Here is a 24002-nt window from a genome sequence, read left to right as displayed (position 1 = left end):
CCGCTTGTACCGCTTGTACCAGTGTCACTCGTACCGCTTGTACCGCTTGTGCCAGTGCCAGTCGTACCGCTTGTACCGCTTGTACCAGTGCCAGTCGTACCGCTTGTACCGCTTGTACCGCTTGTGCCGGTACCAGTCGTACCGCTTGTACCGGTGCCTGTGGTATCAGTCGTACCGCTTGTGCCAGTCGTACCGCCCGTGCCAGTCGTACCGCTTGTGCCAGTCGTACCGCTTGTGCCACTGCCGACGCTACCGCCTGCACCGCCGCCTGCACCGCCACCTGCACCGCCCGACTGGGCAGAAGCAGGCACTGCGAAGGAAACCGTTGCTAAACCTAAAGTACAAGCGCTTGCTAAAACAGCTTTCAACAATTTAGAAGATTTCATGGTAATGCTTGCTTTTACGTAGAGTCTTGCGATCGCTTGTGATGCCAAAACCGCAGGGTCAAATTGACAGCGTAACGTGTAAATTTTCTAACCTTCGCTACGGAATAATGAAGGTAAGGGAGCAAATTTAGTCCCGTTCCCTCTATAATTTTTCCCTGATTAATTACACCGTCGCGTTAACAGTTTATAAGCTATTACGTATGCTTCAAGTTCGCCATTCATCTTTAGGAATATTTGAGAAAATGGCTTTTTATTTCAGGTGGTGGATGAAATTTGATTGAGCGGCCGACTAGCTCAATCAAAATTTGTGTACGGGGGATAGAAACCGGGCTGATATGAAAAATTTTGGTTGAGTAACGAGACATATACGAATCAACCGGGTTTCTGAGACAAGCGCGTGGCTCTTCCTATAAATTTTCCCCGGCAGCAGGTGCTTTGAGCCAGAAATTATTGATTTTATCACCGTCAATCTTGGGTTAGTCCTATGCCAGAGGAGTTAGTTTTAAATTTTATTGAGCGCTATTTTTCCTTAACTTGCTGCTGGCAATTTTGCCCCTCGTAGCCTACCGCTCAAACTTTCTCAGGAAACTAAATTATCTCAAAACGCCCGATGGCTCGCTCTGAGTCGCCAGAACACCTGCACTCCCCCAACAGCAAGGCTTTTGACTGGGATTTGAGTTGCCTCAAACACGAAGGCCTACTGAGGGCTATCCGAGTCGTGCCCGCGCGACATGAAATTAACCAACGGCGGCGCAGTCGTCAGAATTGCTTGTGAGTGCGATCGGCTAAACTCTGATATAGTAAACCCAAAACTATGCCAGATAGCGCTTATTCTCTAACACATTTCACAAGCAGACATCAAGTATGCTGTATCGAATTATTGCCAGAATTGGCTATTTAATGTTCATCGCTTTTTCTAAATTCGCAAGTGAAAAAGCCGAAATCAGATTAATGACTGTTTCAGAAAAGAAATTACCCAAATCCGGGGCAACCAGCAACGGCAAGTCAATTCCCTTCGCCATTCAGAAAAAATATAATATTACATCTGTCTTGGGAATGAGAAAAATGCGGTTTAAAACTTGCTTTTAGAGAGATGAAAGTAGTTGCTTCTTGTATATAAGATGAAAATTATGTTTAATAATTAGAGGTCATTATGCCAGAACAACAATTTGACACCTTACCTTCGGAAGCACAAGAACTCCCCCAAGGGGCCAAACAAATTTTTCAGGCGGCTTTTAAGAGCGCTAGTGAAGATGGAATGAGCGCCGATGGTGCTACTAGCGTTGCTTGGAACAGCGTAAAATCTGAATACGTTCAAGGCGAAGGTGGCACGTGGCATCACAAGGGCGACGATACTAACCAAACCCGCAAATCTGTACAGTCTGGTGGCAATTAGTTATCAGCCATCAGTAATATCGTGTCCGCTAACATAACCCCTATCCGTTGTTTAGTGAGGGCTTCATTCCTCAAATTTTGAGGAGAACGAAGAATCCTCACTACCAACCCATTGCAGCGACGTTATTCTAGCGGGCATGAGCTCATCAGTCATTAGCACTGTACTCATTACTTGTGGTTAATGCTTTACGTTGATACCTGTTGGAATCGCGGTGGTACAGAAGTTAATGCAGCCTGTTAATCGGCTGGCCCATATCCCATTGCAATTCGGCTAAAACGAGCAAGCTAAATACCATTACGGTTCCCGTAAATAGGAAAGACCAACCGCCCGTGTAAGGCAAAATTAAAATCCCGAACAGGTGAAATAAACTTGCTGCTAAAAGCGCGCGCGATCGCACTGCAAATCCAGTCCCCAAATACCCTATTCCGCTCATTCCCAACCACAGGGGACAGAGATTCGCCAACACTTTTCCCCAACGGAGAAAAATTGCTAAATCGGTCAGCAGCAATCCTAATAACATTAGTATTACCCAACCGTAAAGCACCCAAGCCAGGCGTTCTATTTTGACCCAAGAGTATGTCATGCTTACCATTGCTGCTGTACCTACGAGGCTGAGCGCTGACCACAAACCTGCTTGCAGCATCCAACTCACAGAAAAAAATTGTGGTGTGCCGAAGATGGGTATTAACAGCAAACTCCACAGCAAGCAAGTTCGATCGAGACAAGTATAAAATTGTGAATAAAATCGATCTTTGCCAAGGGGAAACTGAACCTGCCAAAGCCCTTCTAAATCTTGAACCTCGATGTTAAGCTGTTTCCGGCGCAGAGGCGGAACTGAATAATTAAAAAAGGTCATATCTGACAATATTAAAATTTACCATCATTTGCTTAGGTACTATCTCACCAGCAATCGCTATATAATTGCAATCTGTCAATCGGATTAATCTAGTTAATTTCGATAATCTGTCGGCAGTAATAGTTATTCGATCGCACCCGATAAAACAGGAAGAGAGAGATTGCACAAGTTGATAAAATAGCTCTTGCGACAGATGGCTGGGATATTAGTTATTCGATACTTTTAAAATAGTCAACTTTGTTACAGAATTTATGCTCACTTCATCCCATCCTCTGAAACAGGTATTCCACTGCCCGGAAGAATCTGATTTTTACGCGCACTGCTTGGAAAGTTTAGTGTTAAATGCTAGTGACAATTCTCGACTTATCGTAGAGTTTGGTTCAGGAGAGGGAAGTCCAGTTATTAAGTCTTTGCTGAGAAGTGATTTTGAGGGGACAATACAGGGATTTGAGCTAAATAATGTAGCTTGGAAAATTGCTCAGTCTCAAATTAACGAATATCAACTGAGCGAAAAATACACTGTCAACAATTGCTCTTTTTTTGATTCGCCTTTATACGAGTCGGCGGATTGTGTCATCTCAAATCCGCCTTACTTGCCGGCGGTGGATGATAAGATTTACCAGCCGCTGTTGCACGGCGGGAGTGATGGTTCGACAATTGCTAAGAAACTTTTATCTTTGGGCTGCGATGAAGTTTTGCTGATGGTTTCTAGCTATTCTAATCCTGTGGGTTTGATAGATTATGCCTTGGATCGAGGCTACTCGGTTGCGAATTTTGAAATTGCACCTTTAAATTTTGGCTATTATAGCTCGGAACCCAAAGTGAAAAGCGCGATCGCCACTCTCAGAGAACAGGGAATGGCTTTTTATTCGGAAAATATCTATCTGCTGGCTGGAGTTTTGTTTAAGAAGCACCAAAAGTCGCAAAGAGATTTGTCGATCGAGCTAATTCAGTTAATGACAGCATTTTAAAATACAGTGCTGGTTGGGTGCCTCTGAGATGTTGCACCCTTGTCAGCAACAGGCAAGATGCCTGTTCCACAAGAAATACACTCTTTGTGGAACAGGCATCTTGCCTGTTCCTCAAAAGCTTATTGAGAACGGTGCAAGATCTAGGGTGCATCAATCTCTAACGCACCCTACTATCTAGCCGTTAATTCCGTTCTGTGGCTTGGATCGATCGCACTACAGCAGCCGCAGCCCGATCGCCGATCGACTTCTCCTGATCGTAGCCCAACACCAGCTCCCAAGCCTCCTGCGGATATCTATCAACCAGCGGAATCGCCACTTCATCCAACATCCAGCGACCGTGACGCTCGTCTTCTTTGATGTGGAGTTCCCAATAACCCATAGCAGCCTGCGAGAGGCCCAGACGCTGGGCGGCGGCTAGATAATTGCGGTAAGCGACGGGCCCCGCCACCTCAAAATAAGTGAGTCCGCCGTTATAGCGCAGAAAATGGCGCTTGCGTTCCGTCAGCAGAAAGTTGTGATTAATGCTTGCGAGCACTTGCCAAGGCACTAAATCGAAGTACGCTTCCGGTTCCGTACTCATATCGAATTCGGCCAGCATTTGAGCAAAAAAGGTCGAGTGCTTGCGGGGGAGGCGACCGCCGCCGTATTCTTCCATCAGCACTCGGGTAAGGGTGCACTGAATTTCGTTGCCGGCACCGCCGAGGATGCGAGAAAGGCGGCTGGCTTCCACTAAACCGTCAAAAGAGGCGATCGCCAGTAGGTGTTTGTATCCCTCTTCAGTCATCTGTTCCCGCTGGTAGCGATCGCTCTCGTTCAAAGGAGGATCGACATCGGCGGCCGCGCGATCGCGCAGGGCTTGCTTGACATCCGGCAATTTTTGCAGCGCTGCAACGTCGATTTGCGCCAGTTCCCACTGCTGCCAAGGTTCCTCAATGCGATCGCGCACAGAACGCAAATAGTGCGATCGCTCGTTGTTGTAGCGGCGCAAATCGTCGTACCAAAACAAGTTGAGGCGGTTGATGCGGTAAAGTACGCGCTGCAAGAAGCGGTGAGCGGCCTCATCGCCCGGTTCCTGTTGGTAAGCTGCTTGAATTGCATAGGCGATCGCGCTTTCAAAATCGCTGACAAGTAACGGTTTTGCCGCCACCGTCTTGTCTAAATCCTCGACTTCTAGCAAATTGACAAATTGCCGATCGGCTGCTTCATAATTTGGGGGTGGGGGTTGCTTTTTGGGAAGACTCGGCGAGTCGGAAGAAGGAAGTATCTCTAGGGTGTTTTGCATGGAATAAAGTTATGCTAACTCTAATTATTGTGCTGCCTGCCCAAACAGCCAACCGTTGCAGATTGCTGAGGATAATGGCTACTTTTCTTGAAGATAGCTAATCTGTCAGCACGATACACCTTTCTATTGATAGAGATTTGACAGAAATCAATTTGGTCACAACTGCCCCGATTCATTCCGAAAGCAGGGTGACTGAGGGAGACTTTATCAAACTCCGCAAAGTAATTGGGGCTAATATCTCGGCATCTTTTGGAGCCGGCACTCCTTGCCACCACGCTTTGATACCGCCTGAAAGCACAACAAAATTCAGGCTAATATCCTTAATTTTATTTGATAATTTCAGGTAACATGAGATTCTCATTAATGTCGATATTTATACTATATCCGGGTTTACAACCCCCGTTATTGTCATTGTTCACTGCGTGAAGCAATCGCAAACATTCTGCTTCTAGACAGAATGTTTTACATGAGCGGTTTTCAGACGAGTAAGCGTATTAATTTTTTGTCAGTAGGAGAGCGCCAAATAAAACCATCGATTTTTTAATTTTTTGAGGTTCACGAAAGGAGGTTTTTGTTTACGTATAAAAAAGGAAATTTTCCGTTCATCGCTGTCTGAGCGATAGATGAAATAGCGAGTTCCGTCTCCGAATCCCATAGTGCTATGAATAAAGATAACTTCCAGCACTCCGCCGTTTGCGATCGCCCTGACTTCTCCTCCCCGCGACAGCCCTTTAAATTTTTCAGGTAAACTAATTTTTATTCCCCGATTATAATCGTCTGTTGAACTTTGTTTCTCTCCTTTTAATTGCCCTGAATGAAGTAGAGCGACGATTTCTTCTCGGTGTTTGACATAAGCATTAAAGTTATTCACTGGATTCTCGTGGTAGAAAGCCTGGTTGAATCCAATCATCAGAAGCAATAAACTAGAAAAAAGGATCGATGTCTGACATAAAGCTAGTCTGCTGTAATTTCGCCACAGGTTTTTAATATCTCGTACCAACTTCCTAGTAGCGATCGCTGCTAGGAAAGTAGCAGGTAAAATTAAAAATCCCAAATCTAGGAACGTCATTGGCAAATGAATTTTTGGCAAAACTGGCAAATAAGAAATTGTAAAAAATATAGTGAACCCAGAAATAAGTAGGCTTACTATCACAGAGGAAATATTGGGTGTGTTGGCTTTGCGAGCTTTTCTGTCAGCGGTGAATTCAAGACGGTGTAAGTTTCTCATAGTCTCATCTTTTTCGCTCGATGTCTCTATTAAATCAGGTGGCTATTTGAGAACTTGAGTGAGTTCTCATCGACTTCTCATCGACTTTTCCAGGAGTTACGCAACGCAGACCTGTGACAGAAACCGGGTTTCTGGCCAAGACTTTGCAATCAACCTGAGATTTTTGCTCAGAAACCCGGTTTCTCTGGAATTATCGCAGGGTTAGAAACCGGGTTTCTGGCCAAGACTTTGCAATAAACCCGATGTTTTTTGTCAGAAACCCGGTTTCTCTGGGCTTATAGCCGATCGCCAAAATACTTCTGATACAACCGACATCTCGGAATGCAATGATTTCCATCCAATTTCACCAACCCCATACTATTTAACTTAAACCCCAATTCTGACCTCAATCTAACTGGCTGGGAAACACTCACAACCTCTCTCATCGCCTCCATTAATTCCGAATATTTCTCTAAATTCCATAAATGCCGCCGCAAATGATCGCTATAAATTCCCGCTTCAGTTGCCGATTCTTTCACTAACCGATCTAAAGTCACATCTTGACGCGAAATATGATACATTCCTAGTCGCAATAAATAAGGATTTCCGCCCACTAACCCCATCAATTCTGGAACTTCATTCCCGCTCCAATTCAATCCGTGTCGCGCTGCTAAGTCTTGCACTTGCTGCAAATTAAACTCCGGCAATTCGATCGGCAATCCCACATTAAACGGGGATTTATTCACATCCAGTGGGATATATACTTCCGTAGAATGCACCACAATCAAGCGAAACTTTTTCCAAATATCGCGCCGTTTTGCTTCTTCATGCAAAGCTCGCAATAACCCAAAAAAATCATCGGCAATTTCCGGCGATTCAAACAGGCGATCGCTCTCATCCAAGCCTAACGTCAGAGGTTTTGAGGATTCTGAAAGCAAATACTGTTCAAAATAAGCCTTGCAGCACTGATTGCTGCCAATCAAATCGGCTAATTCCCAACACTTGGGCAACTGCTCCAGCATTCCTAACTCTTGACCGATGCTAGCACAAAACCACTGCAAAAATGTATCTGAATTAGCGAATATTTTCCTATTGGCTAGCTGAAAACTCAGCGCTACCGTGCGAGAACCTTGCTGTTCTGCATGATGCAAAATCCTCGCCATCAAGGAAGTTTTGCCCATTTGTCTGGGTGCTTTTATGCGGATCAGCGCTCCCGGTTGGGCGATCGTCTCGTAACAGCGGGATTCGATCGGAGGGCGATCGATATAAAAACGAGAAGCTATTTCAACTTGTCCTCCCGGCAATTCTGGCGGCGCTGCTGGCAGGGGTTGAATTATTGACTGTTTGGTGCTAGTAATTACTTTCCATTCTACAGCCAATTCATGGTCGGTCGTTAACGATCTGCGACCTTCTTTGATAATGGTTAAAATTTGTGATAATAACTTAAATGAGTCGCCAACACCGCGCCACAGCCAGGGCTGAATTCCTGCTAAATAGCTCAGTAAATCAAAAGAAAGCGGTGTATTTAATTCAAGTAAAATCGGTAAAATTGCGGGTTTATGAGCAGTTAAATTGTGCAATTCTTTGGCTAGCTGCACTTGTTCCAATATCATTTCGCTAGCGGCCGATTCTTGGGAAATCAGCAACAGCAAATAATCGCAACGTTTTAAATATGAGGCTGAGTCGCTGCTGTTGTTAATAAAAAAGACTTCGTGCCCTCCCGCACTCAAAGCTTGGTGTAACTGCTGAGAAAGGGTAGTGTTTGAGGTCGATCCTCTTCGAGGGCTTCGCCAACGGGCGTTGGCGAAAGCGTTGCGATCCGAAGGAAAGCCCTCGAAGACGATCGCCACTTTTGCCCTCACCAGCACTACCTCCTCTGGCTCTGAATTCGCCTCAAAATCGGCTATATCGCGCCATTCCTGCCCCAATCCGCGACAAATTTCGATGAAATTGGCATAATCCACAGGTTTGCCATTCAGAAAATGGCTGACTGTAGATTGGGCCATCCCTAAATCCTCAGCCAGGATTTTCTGACTGGGGAAGCCATTTCTCAGGAGGCAGGATTTAACTGCGCGAATGCACTCTTCGCGCACCCTTAGCGATCGTGGCATTGCTTATCACAATCAAAACACTGAAACCATCATAAATGCCAACCGCCCCTAAAGTCGATGAAAAGTCGATGAAAAGTCGATGAATTTTAAAATAACTCAGTCGCCAACTCAAATAGCCACCTGATTAGATTAGAAATAACAAGGTTGAATCCCATCAAAACGAGGTAAAAGCATTGTGTATTCTATCCTAATTTTGTCGCTGGCGTCAGCCACTAATCAACCAGGCTTCGCCTTCACCCCGCCCCTATTCTGGTTGCTGATCGGAGTTGTGCTTAGTGCGATGGAGCTATTAATCATCAAAACTCAGCCCCAAAAATACAGATTTTACCTGCTAATGATGGGAGCTTCGGCTGTAATTGAATCATTTATTTTGTGGAGAGGGTCTGTAGCATTTCAGTTTAGTTGGGCGAACATAATGTATGAAGATTTTGACTGGCAAATTTTCTACTGGATGGGGATAGCCCTCGCGCTGAGCATCTGGATTCGACCGATTTTCATTGTTCGCAAAAAGTTTGTCATTCCCGAAGCAACCGAAGCGACAACAATCTCCGAAATTTTCCCCGGAGAAACCGGAATGGTGATTTATGAAGGGGCTTCGTGGAAAGCTCGCAATGAAGATTCCCAAGGGGCGATCGCACCCAGACAAAAAGTTTACGTTTTGCGCCGCGAAGGAAACACGCTGATTGTTGTACCTGACAGATTAATTCACATCAACGGCTAAATCTGAGTTCTTTTATGACTAGGCGATTAAAATCGCTTCTTGCAAAACAAAGTCCCTCTCTAAGAGACTAAGAAATCACTATCAACTATCAACTGTCAACTGTCAACTGTCAACTATTTACCAGGAGATTCACTATGTATCACTATTTTTTGACGGTATTGTTTGCCATCACCGGAGTATCCTTAGCCAGCAGTGTAAAAATCGTCCGTCAAGGAGATGAGGCGTTAGTTGAAATTTTCGGAAAGTACGATCGAAAAAAGCTAGAACCGGGTATAACCTTTTTGATTCCCTTTGTCGAGCAAGTCGCCTATAAACAAACTCTGCGCGAGCAAATTTTAAACTTGCCACCGCAAGAATGCACAACGCGCGATCGGGTGGCCATCACCGTTGATTTTATTGTGTACTGGCGAATCATTGACTTAGAAAAAGCTTCCTACAAAGTACAGAATCTCAAGGAAGCGATGTTAAATATGCTGATTCTTTCAATTCGGACTCACCTTGCTAAATTATCTGTTGAGGAACTCTACACGGCTCGCCATGAGATTAATAATGCTTTAGTGGAAGAGTTGGATACAACCACCGATCCTTGGGGTGTGAAGTTTACGAGGGTGGAATTGCGCGATTTTGCGATCGGCAGTAAAGTGGTTCAGCCGACATCCATTGACCGGAAAGAAGTACAAAAGCTGCGAGCTTAGAGATTAGTATTTCCTCCTTTTCCTCGTTACCAGGCTCTTCCTGGTAACGCAGATCCAGAGGCTCTGCATTGCCGACTATAATTCGCCTTTTATATACCCTTTAAGGAGACAAAATCATGACTAAATCTCAAGAATCAAGTATTAGCAATGCAGCTTATGGCGGTTGCGGATGCTTATTGCTTTTAATGGGCATTGGAGTCGTTAGCGCGATGGTTCTGCCATTATTCCTAAATATTGGCCATCTACCCAAGCAATCCGAAAACAAACAGTATGTTAGTTCAATGAACAAAGGTCAGCAAGCCTATTTGGCAGAAAACAATGCTTTTTCCAGTTCTGTTGCTGCTTTAGGACTTGGAATTAAAACAGAGACAACAAATTTTAAGTATTCAATTCGTGCCACTAAGAAAGCAGCATTTAATTATGGAGTATCGAAGAAAAAAGACTTAAAAAGTTATGTCGGCGGTGTCTTTATAGTTTCTGCTAAAAAATTTGAGCCAAATGCTGCTAAAGAGGAAATAACGACAACATCCATATTGTGCGGAGCTGATTCTCCCGGTACAATTAAACCAGCAGAACCAATTTATCAAAATGGTAAAATTGCTTGCGGTAAAGACACAACACAAGTGACCAGATAATCTAACTAGAAGCAAGATAATGACAGTCGATTACCAATATCAAATCGACATTCAATTGCAGGGCTGTTTCATTCTCTTGTAGGGGCAATCCCCCCGTGGTTGCCCCGATATCTGAAACCCCTGTAGGGGCAATGCCCCCACGCGCGGCGAAGCTATCCCGTAGGGAATCGCCCTCGTCTATGGGCTGGGCGGGCACGGGGGCACCGCCCCTACAAAACCCTGGTTTTTCTGAGAATGAAACAGCCCTGCATTCAATTGAGATGTCTAGAACTCAAATTATTACTACAAATACTCAGGAGATAATACCATGAAAACACAAAATTATAAATCAAAGAAGCCCGGATTAAGTGGTTGTAAAAACCTTCTAGTTTTCATGTTGATTGCACCGACTATTTCGATGTCTTTAATCTGGATTTCTAATTTTATGGATATGAAGTATGGCGAGTTCAGTCGGAAGGCTCACCAGGCAAAGAATTCTGAAGCGAAACAGTATGTTAGCTCAATTAACAAAGGTCAGCAAGCCTATTTTGCCAAAAAAAGCACTTTTACCACTTCTATTGATGCTTTAGAACTTGGTTTAAGAGCCGAGACATCCAACTTTAAATATTCAGCCCACACGACTAAAAAAGCAGTGTTTAATTATGCAGTATGTAAGGATAAATCTCTTAAAAGTTATGTTGGCGGTGTCTTTGTAGTTCTTGCTAAAAAGAAAACAAACACAATATCCATATTGTGCGGAGCTGATTCTCCGGGTACAATTAAACCAGCGGAACCAACTTATCAAAATGGTAAAACTGCTTGTGGCAAAGGCACGACAGTAGTGACAGAATAATCTAACTTTAGGGCGGATAATGACAGCCGCTTACGAGTTCAAATCGGCATTTAATTCAATTTTTAAGAACTAAAGTGCTTACTACAAACAGAGAGCAAACAATACCATGAATCAAGAAAGTTTTCCCTCAAATAGTATTGCATATAAAGGTTGCGGATGCTTATTGCTTTTGATGTTATTTGGAATGATTGTTGCGAGCGTGATGCCATCATTTATGCGTCAGGCTGGGAAGGCAAAGCAAGTGGAACCAAAACAGTATGTAAGGTCAATGAACAGAGTTCAGCACGCTCGCTTTGCCGAAAAAGGTGCTTTTGCCACTTCTGTTAATGCTTTAGAAATGGGCATCAAAACAGAAACATCCAACGGCAAATATTCAGTTATTGCTACTAAAACAACAGCATTTAATTATGGGTTATCCAAGAAAAAAGATTTTAAAAGCTGTGTTGGCGGTGTCTTTGTAGTTCATGCGAAAGAAGTTATTCCAAATGCTGTTAAAGATGAAATAATAACAATATCCATATTGTGCCAATCAGATTCTCCCGGTACAATTGAACCAGCGGAACCAACTTATCAAAATGGCAAGCTTATTTGCGGTCAAGGCACAACTGAAGTGACAAAATAATTTAATTATAGGCTAGATTATGACAGTCGATTACCAATATCAAATCGGCGGCAGTCTCCCGCAAAATGCACCTACTTATGTAGTGCGACAAGCTGACTCAGAACTTTATCAAGCCCTCAAAGCCGGAGAGTTTTGTTACGTGCTCAATTCCCGACAAATGGGCAAATCCAGTTTGCTGGTGCGAACTGTACAAAAGCTCTCCGCTGATGGCATTGCCTGTGCTACGATCGACCTTTCGGACATTGGCAACCAGCAAGTCTCTCTAGATAAGTGGTACGGCGGCGTCGCTTACAAGCTATTGTGCAGCTTCAACCTGTTTAACCCAGTCGAGTTTATGGCTTGGTGGCGGGAGAGAGAGTTGATGTCGCCGGTGCAGCGCTTAGGAGAGTTAATTGAAGAGTTGCTGCTGGTCAAAATTTCTCAAAACCTGGTCATTTTTATTGATGAAATTGATAGCGTTCTGAGTTTCCAAGAACCGCTAGACGATTTTTTTGCATTAATTAGATGTTGCTACAATAAACGCGCTCACAATTCAGAATACCAGCGCATTACATTTGCTTTGCTGGGAGTAGCTACGCCATCGGATTTAATTAGCGATGCAACTCGCACGCCCTTTAATATCGGCTTACCTATTGAATTGCACGGTTTTAACTTACAGGAAGCTCTGCCTTTAGCAAAGGGATTTGAGGGAAAAGTAGACAATCCTCAAGAGGTTTTAAAAGAGATTTTGGACTGGACTGGAGGACAGCCATTTCTGACTCAAAAGCTTTGCAAGCTGATTTTGCACCATGTAAAAAGCTTAGCGTCCGCTTCTATTATATCAGACTCAACGGATGAAAGCAAAACTGAAATTTTTACTACAAATCAATTATTAATTAGCGAGATAGTGCAATCTCATATTATTGATAATTGGGAATCAGCCGATGAACCGGTACACATCAAAACAATTCGCGATCGCCTTCTCAGAAGTCAGCACCGCGCCAGTAGGTTATTAGGACTATATCAAAAAATATTGCCACTTTCAGAGCCCCCCGATTGTAGGGACGGTGCCCCCGCGCCCGCCGTGGTAGGGGGAATTTGGGCGGATGATACTCCCGAACAAAAAGAATTGCGGCTGAGCGGATTAGTAGTAAAACGAGCCGGGAAATTAACCGTATCCAACCGCATTTACGCAGCTATATTCAGCCATAGCTGGGTAGAAAAAGCGCTCGGCGACTTGCGCCCCTATGCTGAATCCCTAACAGCATGGATAGCTACAAATTGTCAAGACGAATCTCGCTTGTTGCGCGGTCAAGCACTCGAAGATGCCCGACAGTGGGCGGCACATAAAAGCTTGAGCACCCAAGATTATCAATTTTTAGGTGCGAGTCAAGAAGCGGAATTTACGAAATTGCGCGATCGCGAAAAACAAACTCAAACTGAAATTGAACAACTGCGCCGCGAAAAAAAGTTACTAGAGGAACTAAGCGAAGCACAAAAGCAGAAAAAAGCGATTGCAATTAAACTTTGGCGCGAGCAACAACTGAGAGTGCAAACAGTTACAGGAGCCGCAGTCATATTAATATCAATCCTGATAGTAGCTTTTTGGGTAAAACCGTCAATCGAAGAAAGAAACAACAAAATTCTCACTCTCAGTTTGCTCTCAGAAACGCTATTTGCCGCAGATAAAAAAGAAGAAGCTTTGCTAGAAAGCATCAGAGCTGTTACAGAAATGAAACGATCGCTCGGAGTCAGCTCAGATATTCAGATGCGAGTGGCGATCGCCCTCGAACAGGCCGTTTACAACTTTCGGGAACGCCGCCGCTTGCAGACTCAAGCCAGTACCCTTGCTTTCGCGAGTTTCAGTCCCGACAGTCAAACGATTGTGACTGCTACCGATGATAATTATATCAAGCTTTGGCAAAATAATGGAACTTTGCAAGCAACATTGACAGGGCATACTGATAAAATTATAAGGGCTATTTTCAGTCCTAGCGGTCAGATGATTGTCTCTGCAAGCAACGACCAAACTCTCAAAATTTGGCAAAAAGATGGCGAATTGCTTCATAATTTAAAAGGACACAGCGGTCAAATAACAAGCGTCTCTTTTAGTCCAGATGGTAAACTTATTGCTTCAGCAAGTACCAATGGAACAGTTAAACTATGGAAAATAAACGGGGAAGAATTGTCAAGTTTAAAAGTGGAGCGAGGTTGGATAACCAGCGCCAGTTTTAGCCCAGACGGTCAGATAATTGCTGCGGCTGCCACTGATGGCACTGTTAAACTTTGGAGTTTTAGAAAGATTGTGGAAAAGTTGCAAAAAAAGCAGTCAATCGAAGCAAGCACCGATATCAAATTGCTCCGCAGTTTACAGATGGAAAGTGATAAAATTATGAGTGTTACTTTCAGTCCAGACGGAGCAAAGCTGGCGGCTGCAAGTGCTGGGGGAACTGCGAGAATTTGGAGCAAAGACGGCACACCGCTAAGTATTTTAAAGCATACAAGTGGAGTGACAAATATCAGCTTTAGTCCCGACAGTCAAATGTTGCTATCTGCAAGCACAGACAAAATGGTGAGGCTGTGGAATATTGACGGTACATTGCTCAAAACTTTAAAAGGTAACAAGGATGCTGTTTGGAGTGCAAGTTTTAGTCCAGACGGCAAAGCGATCGCAAGTGCTAGTGCTGACGGTACGGTGATGCTGTGGAATTTTAATCTGGACGATTTGTTGCTGCAGGGTTGCGATGGAGCCCGCAATTATTTTCAGACAAATCCGATCGCAAATCAAAACAATCGCCACCTCTGCGATGGGATTGGAACTCAGTCGGAACTCACGCAAAAAAAACCGGGTTAAGATTCAAAATGTTGGGTTGGGTAGCAAAGTATCTAGCCAGAAACTGGCTTTTTGACGACGAATTTCAAAGGTGGTACTCGCCACGTGATTTATCCGTGGAATCAATCCCAAATCTAAAATCGAAAATCCTCAAGCCCCCGCATTTATCCGTGGGCTCGCCTCTAAAATCTAAAATCTAAAATCTAAAATCGATTGACCGCCTCTGCGTCTAGGACTGATATGGTTAAACTTAGTAGCAGCTAATAGGTAATAGGTAAGCCCGATCGGTGTATTCAACTCTAGAGCAAAAGTACCAGCGCCTGCAAAAAGACTTAAGAAACGGAGTCCTCGCCCTTGGCGGCATTTTTTGCACGGGTACTCTCTGGTATTGGCTGGTGGAAAAATGGTCTTTCCTCGATGCCGCTTACATGACAGTAATTACCCTAGCAACTGTCGGCTACGGTGAACTTCAGCCCCTCGGCCAACGCGGGCGAATGTTTACCATATGGCTGATTTTGATGGGCGTGATTGTGATTGGTTTCATCGTCAACCGCTTTACAGAAGCGCTGATTCAAGGATATTTTCAAGAAGGAGCAAGAATTAGGCAGCAGCGACGATTGGTAGATTCTTTAATCGGGCATTACATTCTCTGCGGTTTTGGGCGCACTGGTCGCCAAATTGCCTTGGAATTTCAGGCAGAATTTATCTCTTTTGTGGTGATAGATTCGGCGATACAGTCGGTTGAGGCAGCTTTGGCGTTGGGGTACACGGCTGTCCAAGGAGACGCGACTCTGGACGAAATTTTGCTGAGTGTGGGGATCGATCGCGCAATTTGCATAGTAGCAGCTTTGCCTTCGGATGCCGAGAATTTATACACTGTCATGTCAGCGAAAACTCTGAATCCGAAGGTACGGGCGATCGCCCGCGCCACCACAGAAGAAGCCGTAAAGAAGTTGCAGCGGGGCGGCGCCGATGCCGTCGTATCCCCCTACATTACCGGGGGAAAACGCATGGCGGCGGCGGCTTTGCGGCCTCAAGTTATGGATTTTTTAGACGGTGTTTTGACGGGTACCGAGAGTTCTTTTTACATGGAAGAATTTTTGGTTGATCCCAATAGTTGTGTCTACGTCGGGGAAACTTTGAGAAATGCCAAGTTGCGATCGCAATCAGGGGCCTTGGTTTTAGCAGTGCGGCGCGCTGGCGGGACTTTGATTGTCGGGCCTACCGGAGAAACTGCGATCGAAGGAGGAGATATGCTGATTTGTTTGGGTACTGCGGAACAACTGCGAACTCTCAATCAAATCCTCAGTCCCCTGAGTTTTCGCCTCCCCCGGCCCCCGAACTAATACGATGTCAAGTTTCTAGTCAGGAATGCAAGCCCTCTCTCGATCAATGCTTCCCATAACAATTGACACTTGATGGCGTAAACGCACGGGGATTCTTTAACCTGGACTTCCCCCCTACAAATGTACTAACAGTCCTCAAACTTTTACTCCACAAAAAATACAACTGTTGAGCTAAAAATTTGTACCCATTTACTAAGCAATAGCTGACGCAGGCGATGGCGCTCCTCTGTTGTAGATTCAATATAATTGCCGATCACAAACAGATATCCATCATCTACATGGGTAAACAATTTTTTACTCAACAGTTGAAACCTTTGTGATCAGAGGCTTAAGGATGCTAAATATCGAATCGAATTAACGCGGCGGTGTTTGCGAGACTTGGGGGTATTATAGAGATAATTTTAACGGTCTGTACTTACTGACTCAAGAATTGAGAGAATTGGTGGTGTAATGCGCGGTTTTGCTTCTCTAACCTTAGAGAGAAGCAAGACGGATGCAGAAATACGTCCTAAGAGTTTTGCGCTCGCCCCTAGCCTGAAGTAAGATTCTGGTTAATTATTACGCTCCGCTCACGAGAAAAAATTTATGGCAGATATGTCCGGTCAAGACCCCTCGGAAATTAAAATGGCGACGGTTGATGAAGAAGAAAAAGGCGCAACGTTTAGCGGTACGGTCATCCTTGGTATCGATGTCGAGGGTGCTGGGGAAGTCCTTTTCTTCAGAGACTTTTTGATTGAAGATTATAAAGGCGAACTTACCGCTTATCTGGCAACAGATGGCAATATAACGAAAAGCATTGATTTAGGCGAAGTTAAGCATAAGAGCAGCAGCTTTAAGCTGCCAATTCCGCTGGGGACGGATACATCACCCTACAATACCGTCGTGCTGCGCGACGAAAAAAGCAAGAAAAAAGTTGTGACGATCAAGCTGTAAAATTGGCAATTTAGCTCGTAGTTCAGCCAAATTAGTTAGCGCAGCCCTCGAAGAGGATCGCCCTTTTTTTCCTGAAGTGCGATCGCTCTTAAATTAAGGTGCGTCACTTTTGATCGAACAGTCCAGTTGTAAAGTGATGCACCCTAATTTTTAAAATGGAATCGGATCGTAATCGGGATTTTCCGGTTCGTTAGAGGAACCCGACTGGCGATCGGACTCAGAATTTGAAGACTGATGCGAGTTCCAATCCGAACTAGACGTGCGGTTAGCGCCACCTGGAGCGCTGTTAGAACTGCGGCCTCGCGAACTCATGGGAACCACATTGCTCGGCACATTAGCCGGCGCGCTGTCGCGAATTTGAGCCGGTTCCGGGGCGGTTCTAGTAGGGGGAGCCGAACTCATTGCATCAGCCCCGACACTGTAAATCCTTTGAGCTGTCAGCTCAGCGCGCTTTTCTTTAATACCATCTCTTTCGATCGTATTCATGCTCAGCCGTCCCTCAATAATCACGCGATCGCCCTCGTGATATTTCTCGTGAATTTCTTGAGCAAAATTTCCCCATCCTATCACTTTCAAATGTTCGGGCGGATCTTCGGGTTTTGGGCCGGGAAACTGCACCAACATCTCAGCGATTTGAAGTTGATTGTCAGGAGTATAACGTAGTTGCGGTTGTTGAATTATTTCCGCCATCAAAATGCAGCTATTCATCTGTTATCTGTGCGTAATTGGGAATTGGATGTTGAAGGAAGAAGGAAGAAGGAAGAAGGAAGAAGGAAGAAGGAAGAAATAGCTATCCGTGTACCGATGACTTGTTCGTCTTGCTTTGGGGAATTGCCAATTGCCAATTGCCAATTGGTAATTGGTAATTACTGATTTTTATGCGCCCGATCGCTATTATTTGTCGCCGATGACGGATTACACGTTGTTACCAAATTTATCTTGGAGAACCGCCGCCTCGGCTTGACTGACAAAATCGTGAACGAGGGTGCGGTACTCCTTCAACGTTTCAGATACCCAATCTCGATCCTCACTGTTGGCGAAGATATGAACGGTCGGTTCACTAGCATCGGGTAAAACTAATACCCAATTGTCGTCGCTGTAGTTAAAAATCTTCACTCCATCTAATAATTCTAAACGATCGGGCGAATGAGTTTCTACTAAATGTCGCATCAGCGAACCCTTGATAGTCCAAGGACAGCGGACGCTGTAACTGCGGTGGGTGATGCGGGGAAGTTCCGCCTTGATCTGTCCGAGCGATCGCTCCTGAATCGTCATCATTTCTATCACTTTAGCAATGCAGAACATTCCGTCAAATCCGGGATGCAACTGCGGGAAAATAAAACCCATAAGGCCGCTGCCGCCCAAAACTACATTCGGGTTCCTGTTAGCGGCTTCCATCAAAGCAGTTGGGTTCGCCTTCGTGCGGATTACCTTGCTTTGATAGCGTCGGGCGATCGCCTCCACCGCAGAAGACGCATGCACCGGCACTACTACTGTACCTTTGGGATGAGAAGTCAGCATCAAATTTACCATCAGCGCCGTCAGCATTTCCCCGCGAATCGCTATCCCAGACTCATCTACCAAAATGAGCTGTTCGCCGTTAGCCGATACCTGCACTCCAAAATTAGCGCTGAGTGCTTTCACCACCCGGCCGAGTTGGTCGAGCAAATATTCCCGTTCCCCGTTGCTTAGAGAAGTTTGCTTGAGACTGGCGTTGAGAACCACCGCATCGCAGCCGAACTTGGCAAGCATTTGGGGCAAAATTGCTCCAGAAACTGCGTAAACGTAATCGATTACCACCTTAGTATTGCTGTAGCGTATTGCCTCAACATTCATCTGGCGCTCAAAAATGCGGTTGTAAACATCGAGAGCTTGGTTAAAGTACGTCATCTCTCCAATTTCGGGAATTAGAGCTCGCCGCAAATCTTCCTTAAAATAAGCCCCCTCAATTTTTTTCTCAGCTCCTTTAGTAATATTGATGCCTTTGATATCCAAGAATTCAATTAAAATGTGGTCGGAGCGATCGGGCGAAATGCGAACATGAATGCCGCCGGCAATGGATATCGTAGACGAAACCGTGCGCGCGATCGGAATTGCCGTCGATTCCAAATTGATCACATTAATTCCCACCGACATCAAACCCGCAATCAAAGACCTCGAAACCATCCGCGAAATGCTCCGCTGGTCGCGAGAAACCGATACCGAAGTCCCGGGTTTCAAAGTCGAGCCATAAGCCGCGCCCAATTTCACTGCAAATTCCGGAGTAACATCCACATTTGCCAGTCCTTGAACGCCACGCTGACCGAACAAATTCCGCTTAGCTTGTTCTCCCCAAATTAAATTTTGATTTAACAGAGCGCCGGATTCAATATTTTTGCTCGGCCAGACGCGCACGCTTGGCCCCACTTGTGCTTCTTCTCCCACGATGGACATTGAACCGACGACAGCACCTTCGAGGACGTGAGCGCGCCTGTCTACGCGGGTGCTCCGGCAAATCACGCAGGCCCTAAGATGAGCGTCTTCACCGACAATTGCTCCGTTCCAGACGATGGGACGTTTGAGGTTGGCGTCGGCCCCGACAGTCACGTTATCTCCGATCACTGTACCCGCATCGATTTTAACTCGGGCTCCTATTCGGCAATTGTTGCCGATCATGGCCGGTACTTCGACGATCGCGCTATCGTCAATAAAAGTATTTTGACCTACCCAAAGTCCCGATCGAACTTCATTGTAGTAGGTCAAATCCAGTTTGACCTTTCCCCGCAGCGCGTCGTACTGAGCTTCCCGGTAAACATCTAGCTGGCCGACATCGCACCAGTAACCCTCGGCGATGTAGCCGTACATCGGCTCGTTTTTTTCCAGCAGGAGGGGAAACAAGTCTTTCGAGAAGTCGCACTCCTGATGTGCCGGCAGGTAATCCAAGACCTCGGGTTCTAAGATGTAGGTACCGGTATTGACGGTATCGGAGAAAATTTCGCTGCTAGAAGGCTTTTCCAGAAAGCGACTGATGCGGTAATTTTCCTCGGTAATCACGACCCCGAATTCCATTGGGTTGGGAACGCGAGTTAAAATTAACGTGGCTTTGGATTGCTTGCTGCGGTGAAATTCGATCGCTGCCGTTAAGTCGAAGTCTGTGATGCTGTCGCCGCTGATGACCAGAAAAGTTCGATCGAGCAGTTCAGCAATATTTTTGACGCAACCAGCGGTACCCAGCGGTTGGTCTTCCTCCACAGCATAAGTTATTTGAACGCCAAACTCTGCCCCGTCAGTAAAATATTCGCGCATGACATCGGGAAGGTAGTGCAGCGTCGCAATAATTTCCGTGATCTGATGCCTTTTTAGCAAATTAATAATGTGTTCTGCGATCGGGCGATTGAGAATCGGCACCATCGGTTTGGGCAAATCGCACGTCAGGGGTCTGAGCCTCGTTCCCGACCCACCAGCCATTAGCACTGCACGCATAAAATCCTCCTTGCTTAGAAAGCTCTCTACCGCCATTGTCCGCTAGAAAAAGTTTGCCTGCTGTAATTCGTGGGCCACCAGCAATCAGTTCTTACTTAAATATCTTCGAGTAGTGACACGTCTGGGAAATCCCGTTCGGCCTGGCCGTCCCCCAACAGCAACCGATTTCAACCGAATTAGAACTGGCGGCATCGCACCCATCCCCCGGTCGAGCTCGGATTTGTAGGGGATGTTGGGTAATACCAGTTAAAAAAAAGAATGCAACTGTAGGCCCGTGCTCGAAACCCTTCTGTCATGAGTCATTCCGAATTCTTTAATTCTTCAATTCTTCAATCGTATAAGTCCTCAGAATCCTCGACTTTTGGCAGAAGTCCCTTCTTGCTTGCTCGGTGAAAGCTATTTTGGGGGTGTTATTTTTAAGTTTGTCGCCAGCGGGGATTTTGAAGTCTCTTTCTAAAGGTGGAATTACTACCCCTATCGGTGCGCCTTGGCGTCTGATAAATGATAGATTAATGGTAGCGCTTTGACTAGCTGACCCAAAATCCTATCCATTGCTTAGGGGTTTTTTAAATGAGTACGTTAATTAGCTTGGCATTGCTGATCGCTTACGGTGGCGGTATTTGGAAATTTTGGAATGGTTTCAATCGCACTAACTTCGACAGAAGTTTTACAAATCGCCTGAAGCTGTCCCTGCTCTGGCCCGCGTTAATTTTTAATAAGCCTTACCGCCAAAACTTTACAAAAGCTCTCAAAGCCTCTAAAAGGTAATTCAAGAATGTCTAAAAAGTCAGAGCGCCCAGTAGCGGGTCAGGAGCAGACTTGGTTTGCTAAAGGAAAATCAGATAGCTGGCAAGTTTTACTGTCGCAAGTCGCTTCTCGATTCGATCGCGAATACCGGGGAGAAGCTTTCGCTTTACCCGAAGAAGTCGAAGCAATGCCGATTTTCCTAGAATCAGTTGCAGGAACTCTCCAAGCAAAAACAGTTTCTCCCTTCTGGAAAATTGCCAAACCTCAAAAAAATCAGCGCTGTTTAGACATTGGCTGCGGAGTCAGCTTTCTCATCTACCCTTGGCGGGATTGGGAGGCATATTTTTACGGTCAAGAAATCAGCAGCGCAGCGCGAGACGCCTTAAACGCTCGCGGCCCTCAGCTCAATTCTAAGCTGTTCAAAGGCGTAGAATGGGCTCCCGCTCACCAGTTAAATTACGAGGAGGCTCAGTTCGATTTATGCCTCGCTACAGGCTTTAGCTGTTACTATCCCATAGACTATTGGAGTATTGTCATGGGAGAAGTAAAGCGGGTACTAAAACCGGGCGGTCATTTTGTTTTTGATGTCCTCAACCCCGATGCTCCTCTAGCAGAAGATTGGGCAATTTTGGAAACTTATCGAGCCGGCGAAGTATTTTTAGAGACAATTGAAGATTGGGAAAAAATGATTAAAGCTGCGGGCGCTAAGGTAGTAAAAAAGCAAAGCGGCGACTTATTTCAAATGTATAAAGTTCAATACACTTGAGAGGTTATATCAAATCCGTTAGCATCGGAATAGTAAATTCGAGTTCACGGTTGACGGTTCACTGTTGACTGTTCACGGCGTCAACAGTCAACCGTCAACAGTCAACCGTCAACATCATTCCGGTGTAACCGGAAATGATATTAAGGGGAATAGGTAGTTAGCTTTGCAGTCAAAACTTCAATCGTCCAAAGCCGGGTCGGGGGGACGAAAAACAACTTCATTCTTAGTGGATAAAGTAGGGTGCGTCAGCAAGTAGAAATTAGTTTGAGAAGCAACAAATATTCAAGCTGACGCACCCTACTAACTACTAACTCACAAGAGTCAAGCAAGCAGATTGGATATTACCCATTCCCCTACCGGATTGCCAATTACCGATGCCCAATTAATTTTCGGTAGCCGCAGGAGATGGCGCAGCTTCCGGCGACGGCGACACTTCCGGGGCAGGAGATGGCGACACTTCCGGGGCAGGAGATGGCGACACTTCGGCGGCAGGAGATGGCGCAGCTTCCGGCGAGGGCGACACTTCCGGGGCAGGAGATGGTGCAGCTTCCGGCTGCGGGGACTCTTCGGCGGCAGGAGATGGCGCTGCTTCCGGCTGCGGAGACTCTTCGGCGGCAGGAGATGGCGCAGCTTCCGGCTGCGGGGACTCTTCGGCGCGTTGCCGTTGAGGAGAAGGCGACTGTTCCGCTGCTGGTTTAGGTTCAGGCGAGGGTGACGGTTGAGCCGCAGGCTTGGGTGCGGGCGACGACGGTTTTGCCCCTGGCTGCGGTTTGGTTGCCGGGGCCGGCGGCTTCTCAAACTGCGGTTTCACTTCAATAGGCGCTGGGGAGGGCGGCTGGCCTGTTGGTCTGCTGGGCACTGTCGGGGTGGGCGCTGGCTGCTGGCCTGGTGGGTTGGGCCTGGTTGGGGTGAGAGGAATGCCACTACAAACTTTTTCGTCGTACTTAAACTCGACAGCCAGTTGGTAAAGCTTGTGCGTGCTGGCTGCTTCAAATGTTAGAGAAGGGCTAATAATCGCAATTTTAGCCGCATTGTCGAGAATACCGTAACCCGTGGGGACGATCGGCTGAGGCTCGGCCTTGAGCAAGCCTTGAGGGCTGACAACTGCTCCAAAAACAGCTCTTCCTTGGAGTTTTTCCGAGCAAGCTGTTACGGGATAAGGGACAGGCACAGGAGTCGGGCCCGTCATTTCCAAGTCAGGATAAGCCTTTTTGAATTTCTCAAACAAAGCAACATAGGTATTTGCAGCCGCCAGCAGTGTCTCTCTGTCGGTGGGTAAGTTTGAACCCGGTTCGCCGGACTGTCCTAGCTGTCGCTGTCCCTCTTCAAATTGTTGTCTCCTGATTCTTTCTTCGGGAGTTTCTGCGATGAGATTCCTTTTATTGGGATCTTTTTGAGTCAATTTTGGTACTCCATCGGGTCCCACATTCCTGCCAATTGGGAATTCCGGGGTAAAGACTGGAGCTCCGTCTGGAAATAGTGGGAGTCCGCCTCTACTGGCTATAATCCTTTTGAGCGTCTCTGCTTCGTCTTCCGAGGGGTCGGCGGGAAGCTGGGGCCCTTCACTCAGCGATGGTGGCGGCGGGATATTGCGATCGAAATTACTAGGTAAGGGTGGGAAAATCAAACCGCTGGGAGGTACGGGTGGGATGATAGTGGGTGTTGTTGGCTGGGAGGGGGTTCTGACTGTTGGGGATGATGGAGTTTGGGGAGGTGGCGGGGCTGTTGCGGCCGTTAACGGCGGGAGAGAGGGATAAGGCAGAGGGGAAAAGAACCCAGGAGGGGGCATTCCCGGCGGCATGGCGGGCAAGTTGATGGTATCAGGTGGGGGGGGCAAGGGCGGGGCTAACTTTGGCGCGGGTCGAAGGGGAACTGGTGCGATCGAAAACGGCTTAATCGAAAACGGCGTATTAGACGGTCTCGGTGGTATGGTTTGTGGCAGGCGACCGGCTTCTGCGGGAGTTAGTTCTACTAAGCCGACAGAACCGGGGATATTTTTTGAGGAATTTCCACCATAAAGTATGTTTGAGAGCGTCGGGGCACTTACTCCGAGCACTCCGTGAAGGCTGACAGAAGCTAGGGCTGCCCACCAATAAGGCTGGCGCAGCGGTTCCGAAAGGGTGTTGGCTAGGGAGGAAGAGTCAGTCATTTAAATTTTAGATTTTAGATTTTAGATTTTAGATTTTAGATTGGGGGATTGGGAGATTGTTAGATTTTAGATT

At 46.1% G+C, this 24002-nt stretch carries 22 protein-coding genes and 1 pseudogene; 14 read left to right on the top strand and 9 right to left on the bottom strand.

Features of this window, described 5'->3' with window-relative positions; genetic code table 11:
* Window positions 1-386 (bottom strand): annotated as a pseudogene (locus QUB14_RS19365) (hypothetical protein); the annotation flags it as partial.
* A gap of 864 nt (window positions 387-1250) precedes the next feature.
* On the opposite strand from QUB14_RS19365, the gene QUB14_RS19360 reads away from it, so the two are divergent.
* Together QUB14_RS19360 and QUB14_RS19355 are read left to right on the top strand one after the other, a co-directional pair.
* Window positions 1251-1475, top strand: coding sequence for a hypothetical protein (locus tag QUB14_RS19360; protein ID WP_333217972.1), 225 nt, complete (start codon window positions 1251-1253; stop codon window positions 1473-1475).
* A gap of 64 nt (window positions 1476-1539) precedes the next feature.
* Window positions 1540-1782, top strand: coding sequence for a ChaB family protein (locus QUB14_RS19355; protein ID WP_190662935.1), 243 nt, complete (start codon window positions 1540-1542; stop codon window positions 1780-1782).
* A 223-nt stretch (window positions 1783-2005) separates the two neighbouring features.
* Here QUB14_RS19355 and QUB14_RS19350 read toward each other — a convergent pair whose 3' ends face one another.
* Entirely contained in the window at window positions 2006-2638 is a 633-nt protein-coding gene (locus QUB14_RS19350) for a hypothetical protein (RefSeq protein WP_333217973.1), read from the bottom strand.
* 251 nt (window positions 2639-2889) lie between these two features.
* On the opposite strand from QUB14_RS19350, the gene QUB14_RS19345 reads away from it, so the two are divergent.
* Window positions 2890-3609, top strand: coding sequence for an SAM-dependent methyltransferase (locus QUB14_RS19345; protein ID WP_333217974.1), 720 nt, complete (start codon window positions 2890-2892; stop codon window positions 3607-3609).
* Window positions 3610-3790: 181 nt separating this feature from the next.
* Here QUB14_RS19345 and QUB14_RS19340 read toward each other — a convergent pair whose 3' ends face one another.
* From QUB14_RS19340 to QUB14_RS19330, 3 genes are all read right to left on the bottom strand, one after another.
* Window positions 3791-4891, bottom strand: a complete 1101-nt coding sequence (locus QUB14_RS19340) for an iron-containing redox enzyme family protein (RefSeq protein ID WP_333217975.1) — start codon at window positions 4889-4891, stop codon at window positions 3791-3793.
* Between the two features lie 505 nt (window positions 4892-5396).
* Complete coding sequence (locus tag QUB14_RS19335) at window positions 5397-5960, bottom strand: hypothetical protein (protein WP_333297282.1); 564 nt, start codon at window positions 5958-5960, stop codon at window positions 5397-5399.
* A gap of 434 nt (window positions 5961-6394) precedes the next feature.
* A complete protein-coding gene (locus QUB14_RS19330) occupies window positions 6395-8209 on the bottom strand; it encodes an AAA-like domain-containing protein (protein WP_333217980.1) in 1815 nt (604 codons plus the stop codon).
* Between the two features lie 175 nt (window positions 8210-8384).
* Between QUB14_RS19330 and QUB14_RS19325 the strand changes: the two genes are divergently transcribed.
* The 3 genes from QUB14_RS19325 (at window position 8385) to QUB14_RS19315 (ending at window position 10260) form a co-directional block, all read left to right on the top strand.
* Complete coding sequence (locus tag QUB14_RS19325; RefSeq protein WP_333217981.1) at window positions 8385-8930, top strand: NfeD family protein; 546 nt, start codon at window positions 8385-8387, stop codon at window positions 8928-8930.
* Between the two features lie 134 nt (window positions 8931-9064).
* Complete coding sequence (locus QUB14_RS19320; protein WP_333217982.1) at window positions 9065-9625, top strand: SPFH domain-containing protein; 561 nt, start codon at window positions 9065-9067, stop codon at window positions 9623-9625.
* Window positions 9626-9741: 116 nt separating this feature from the next.
* Window positions 9742-10260, top strand: a complete 519-nt coding sequence (locus tag QUB14_RS19315; protein WP_333217983.1) for a type IV pilin-like G/H family protein — start codon at window positions 9742-9744, stop codon at window positions 10258-10260.
* A 1-nt stretch (window position 10261) separates the two neighbouring features.
* On the opposite strand, the gene QUB14_RS19310 is transcribed toward QUB14_RS19315, so the two are convergent.
* Entirely contained in the window at window positions 10262-10456 is a 195-nt protein-coding gene (locus QUB14_RS19310) for a hypothetical protein (protein WP_333217984.1), read from the bottom strand.
* 111 nt (window positions 10457-10567) lie between these two features.
* On the opposite strand from QUB14_RS19310, the gene QUB14_RS19305 reads away from it, so the two are divergent.
* The 5 genes from QUB14_RS19305 (at window position 10568) to QUB14_RS19285 (ending at window position 16805) form a co-directional block, all read left to right on the top strand.
* The gene (locus QUB14_RS19305; RefSeq protein ID WP_333217986.1) at window positions 10568-11092 is read left to right on the top strand and encodes a type IV pilin-like G/H family protein; all 525 of its coding nucleotides are present in this window, start codon (window positions 10568-10570) and stop codon (window positions 11090-11092) included.
* Window positions 11093-11198: 106 nt separating this feature from the next.
* Window positions 11199-11714, top strand: a complete 516-nt coding sequence (locus QUB14_RS19300) for a type IV pilin-like G/H family protein (protein WP_333217988.1) — start codon at window positions 11199-11201, stop codon at window positions 11712-11714.
* 19 nt (window positions 11715-11733) lie between these two features.
* Window positions 11734-14547 carry an LpqB family beta-propeller domain-containing protein gene (locus tag QUB14_RS19295; RefSeq protein WP_333217989.1) on the top strand — a complete coding sequence of 938 codons (2814 nt, stop codon included), beginning with the start codon at window positions 11734-11736 and terminating at the stop codon, window positions 14545-14547.
* 266 nt (window positions 14548-14813) lie between these two features.
* Window positions 14814-15872 carry a potassium channel protein gene (locus QUB14_RS19290; protein ID WP_333217990.1) on the top strand — a complete coding sequence of 353 codons (1059 nt, stop codon included), beginning with the start codon at window positions 14814-14816 and terminating at the stop codon, window positions 15870-15872.
* A 585-nt stretch (window positions 15873-16457) separates the two neighbouring features.
* Complete coding sequence (locus tag QUB14_RS19285) at window positions 16458-16805, top strand: hypothetical protein (protein WP_333217991.1); 348 nt, start codon at window positions 16458-16460, stop codon at window positions 16803-16805.
* 150 nt (window positions 16806-16955) lie between these two features.
* Here the strand turns inward: QUB14_RS19285 and QUB14_RS19280 are convergent, their stop codons facing one another.
* The gene (locus QUB14_RS19280) at window positions 16956-17513 is read right to left on the bottom strand and encodes a single-stranded DNA-binding protein (RefSeq protein ID WP_190662952.1); all 558 of its coding nucleotides are present in this window, start codon (window positions 17511-17513) and stop codon (window positions 16956-16958) included.
* Between the two features lie 9 nt (window positions 17514-17522).
* Here QUB14_RS19280 and QUB14_RS19275 point away from each other — a divergent pair, with 9 nt between their 5' ends.
* The gene (locus QUB14_RS19275) at window positions 17523-17678 is read left to right on the top strand and encodes a hypothetical protein (protein WP_190736389.1); all 156 of its coding nucleotides are present in this window, start codon (window positions 17523-17525) and stop codon (window positions 17676-17678) included.
* 42 nt (window positions 17679-17720) lie between these two features.
* On the opposite strand, the gene QUB14_RS19270 is transcribed toward QUB14_RS19275, so the two are convergent.
* Window positions 17721-20267 (bottom strand): mannose-1-phosphate guanyltransferase, encoded by a 2547-nt coding sequence (locus tag QUB14_RS19270; protein WP_333217993.1) that lies wholly within the window; start codon window positions 20265-20267, stop codon window positions 17721-17723.
* Window positions 20268-20837: 570 nt separating this feature from the next.
* On the opposite strand from QUB14_RS19270, the gene QUB14_RS19265 reads away from it, so the two are divergent.
* Together QUB14_RS19265 and QUB14_RS19260 are read left to right on the top strand one after the other, a co-directional pair.
* On the top strand, window positions 20838-21035 hold the full coding sequence (locus QUB14_RS19265; RefSeq protein ID WP_333143062.1) for a hypothetical protein: 198 nt from the start codon (window positions 20838-20840) through the stop codon (window positions 21033-21035).
* Between the two features lie 7 nt (window positions 21036-21042).
* Window positions 21043-21780, top strand: a complete 738-nt coding sequence (locus QUB14_RS19260) for a class I SAM-dependent methyltransferase (RefSeq protein ID WP_333217995.1) — start codon at window positions 21043-21045, stop codon at window positions 21778-21780.
* A gap of 382 nt (window positions 21781-22162) precedes the next feature.
* On the opposite strand, the gene QUB14_RS19255 is transcribed toward QUB14_RS19260, so the two are convergent.
* Window positions 22163-23929: a hypothetical protein gene (locus QUB14_RS19255; RefSeq protein WP_333217996.1), complete on the bottom strand. Its 1767-nt coding sequence runs from the start codon at window positions 23927-23929 to the stop codon at window positions 22163-22165.
* Window positions 23930-24002 lie beyond the last annotated feature (73 nt).

It is taken from the genome of Microcoleus sp. B3-D2 (assembly GCF_036705345.1).
In the GTDB taxonomy this organism is placed as follows: Bacteria; Cyanobacteriota; Cyanobacteriia; order Cyanobacteriales; family Microcoleaceae; genus Microcoleus.
This window is presented reverse-complemented; position numbering and strand designations above follow the sequence as displayed.

Bases quoted from the DNA above. Each gene is read 5' to 3' on its own strand.
- QUB14_RS19360 (WP_333217972.1), top strand. From the start codon at position 1,251: ATGCTGTATCGAATTATTGCCAGAATTGGCTATTTAATGTTCATCGCT.
- QUB14_RS19355 (WP_190662935.1), top strand. From the start codon at position 1,540: ATGCCAGAACAACAATTTGACACCTTACCTTCGGAAGCACAAGAACTC.
- QUB14_RS19350 (WP_333217973.1), bottom strand. From the start codon at position 2,638: ATGACCTTTTTTAATTATTCAGTTCCGCCTCTGCGCCGGAAACAGCTT.
- QUB14_RS19345 (WP_333217974.1), top strand. From the start codon at position 2,890: ATGCTCACTTCATCCCATCCTCTGAAACAGGTATTCCACTGCCCGGAA.
- QUB14_RS19340 (WP_333217975.1), bottom strand. From the start codon at position 4,891: ATGCAAAACACCCTAGAGATACTTCCTTCTTCCGACTCGCCGAGTCTT.
- QUB14_RS19335 (WP_333297282.1), bottom strand. From the start codon at position 5,960: ATGACGTTCCTAGATTTGGGATTTTTAATTTTACCTGCTACTTTCCTA.
- QUB14_RS19330 (WP_333217980.1), bottom strand. From the start codon at position 8,209: ATGCCACGATCGCTAAGGGTGCGCGAAGAGTGCATTCGCGCAGTTAAA.
- QUB14_RS19320 (WP_333217982.1), top strand. From the start codon at position 9,065: ATGTATCACTATTTTTTGACGGTATTGTTTGCCATCACCGGAGTATCC.
- QUB14_RS19315 (WP_333217983.1), top strand. From the start codon at position 9,742: ATGACTAAATCTCAAGAATCAAGTATTAGCAATGCAGCTTATGGCGGT.
- QUB14_RS19305 (WP_333217986.1), top strand. From the start codon at position 10,568: ATGAAAACACAAAATTATAAATCAAAGAAGCCCGGATTAAGTGGTTGT.
- QUB14_RS19300 (WP_333217988.1), top strand. From the start codon at position 11,199: ATGAATCAAGAAAGTTTTCCCTCAAATAGTATTGCATATAAAGGTTGC.
- QUB14_RS19295 (WP_333217989.1), top strand. From the start codon at position 11,734: ATGACAGTCGATTACCAATATCAAATCGGCGGCAGTCTCCCGCAAAAT.
- QUB14_RS19285 (WP_333217991.1), top strand. From the start codon at position 16,458: ATGGCAGATATGTCCGGTCAAGACCCCTCGGAAATTAAAATGGCGACG.
- QUB14_RS19280 (WP_190662952.1), bottom strand. From the start codon at position 17,513: ATGAATAGCTGCATTTTGATGGCGGAAATAATTCAACAACCGCAACTA.
- QUB14_RS19270 (WP_333217993.1), bottom strand. From the start codon at position 20,267: ATGCGTGCAGTGCTAATGGCTGGTGGGTCGGGAACGAGGCTCAGACCC.
- QUB14_RS19265 (WP_333143062.1), top strand. From the start codon at position 20,838: ATGAGTACGTTAATTAGCTTGGCATTGCTGATCGCTTACGGTGGCGGT.
- QUB14_RS19260 (WP_333217995.1), top strand. From the start codon at position 21,043: ATGTCTAAAAAGTCAGAGCGCCCAGTAGCGGGTCAGGAGCAGACTTGG.
- QUB14_RS19255 (WP_333217996.1), bottom strand. From the start codon at position 23,929: ATGACTGACTCTTCCTCCCTAGCCAACACCCTTTCGGAACCGCTGCGC.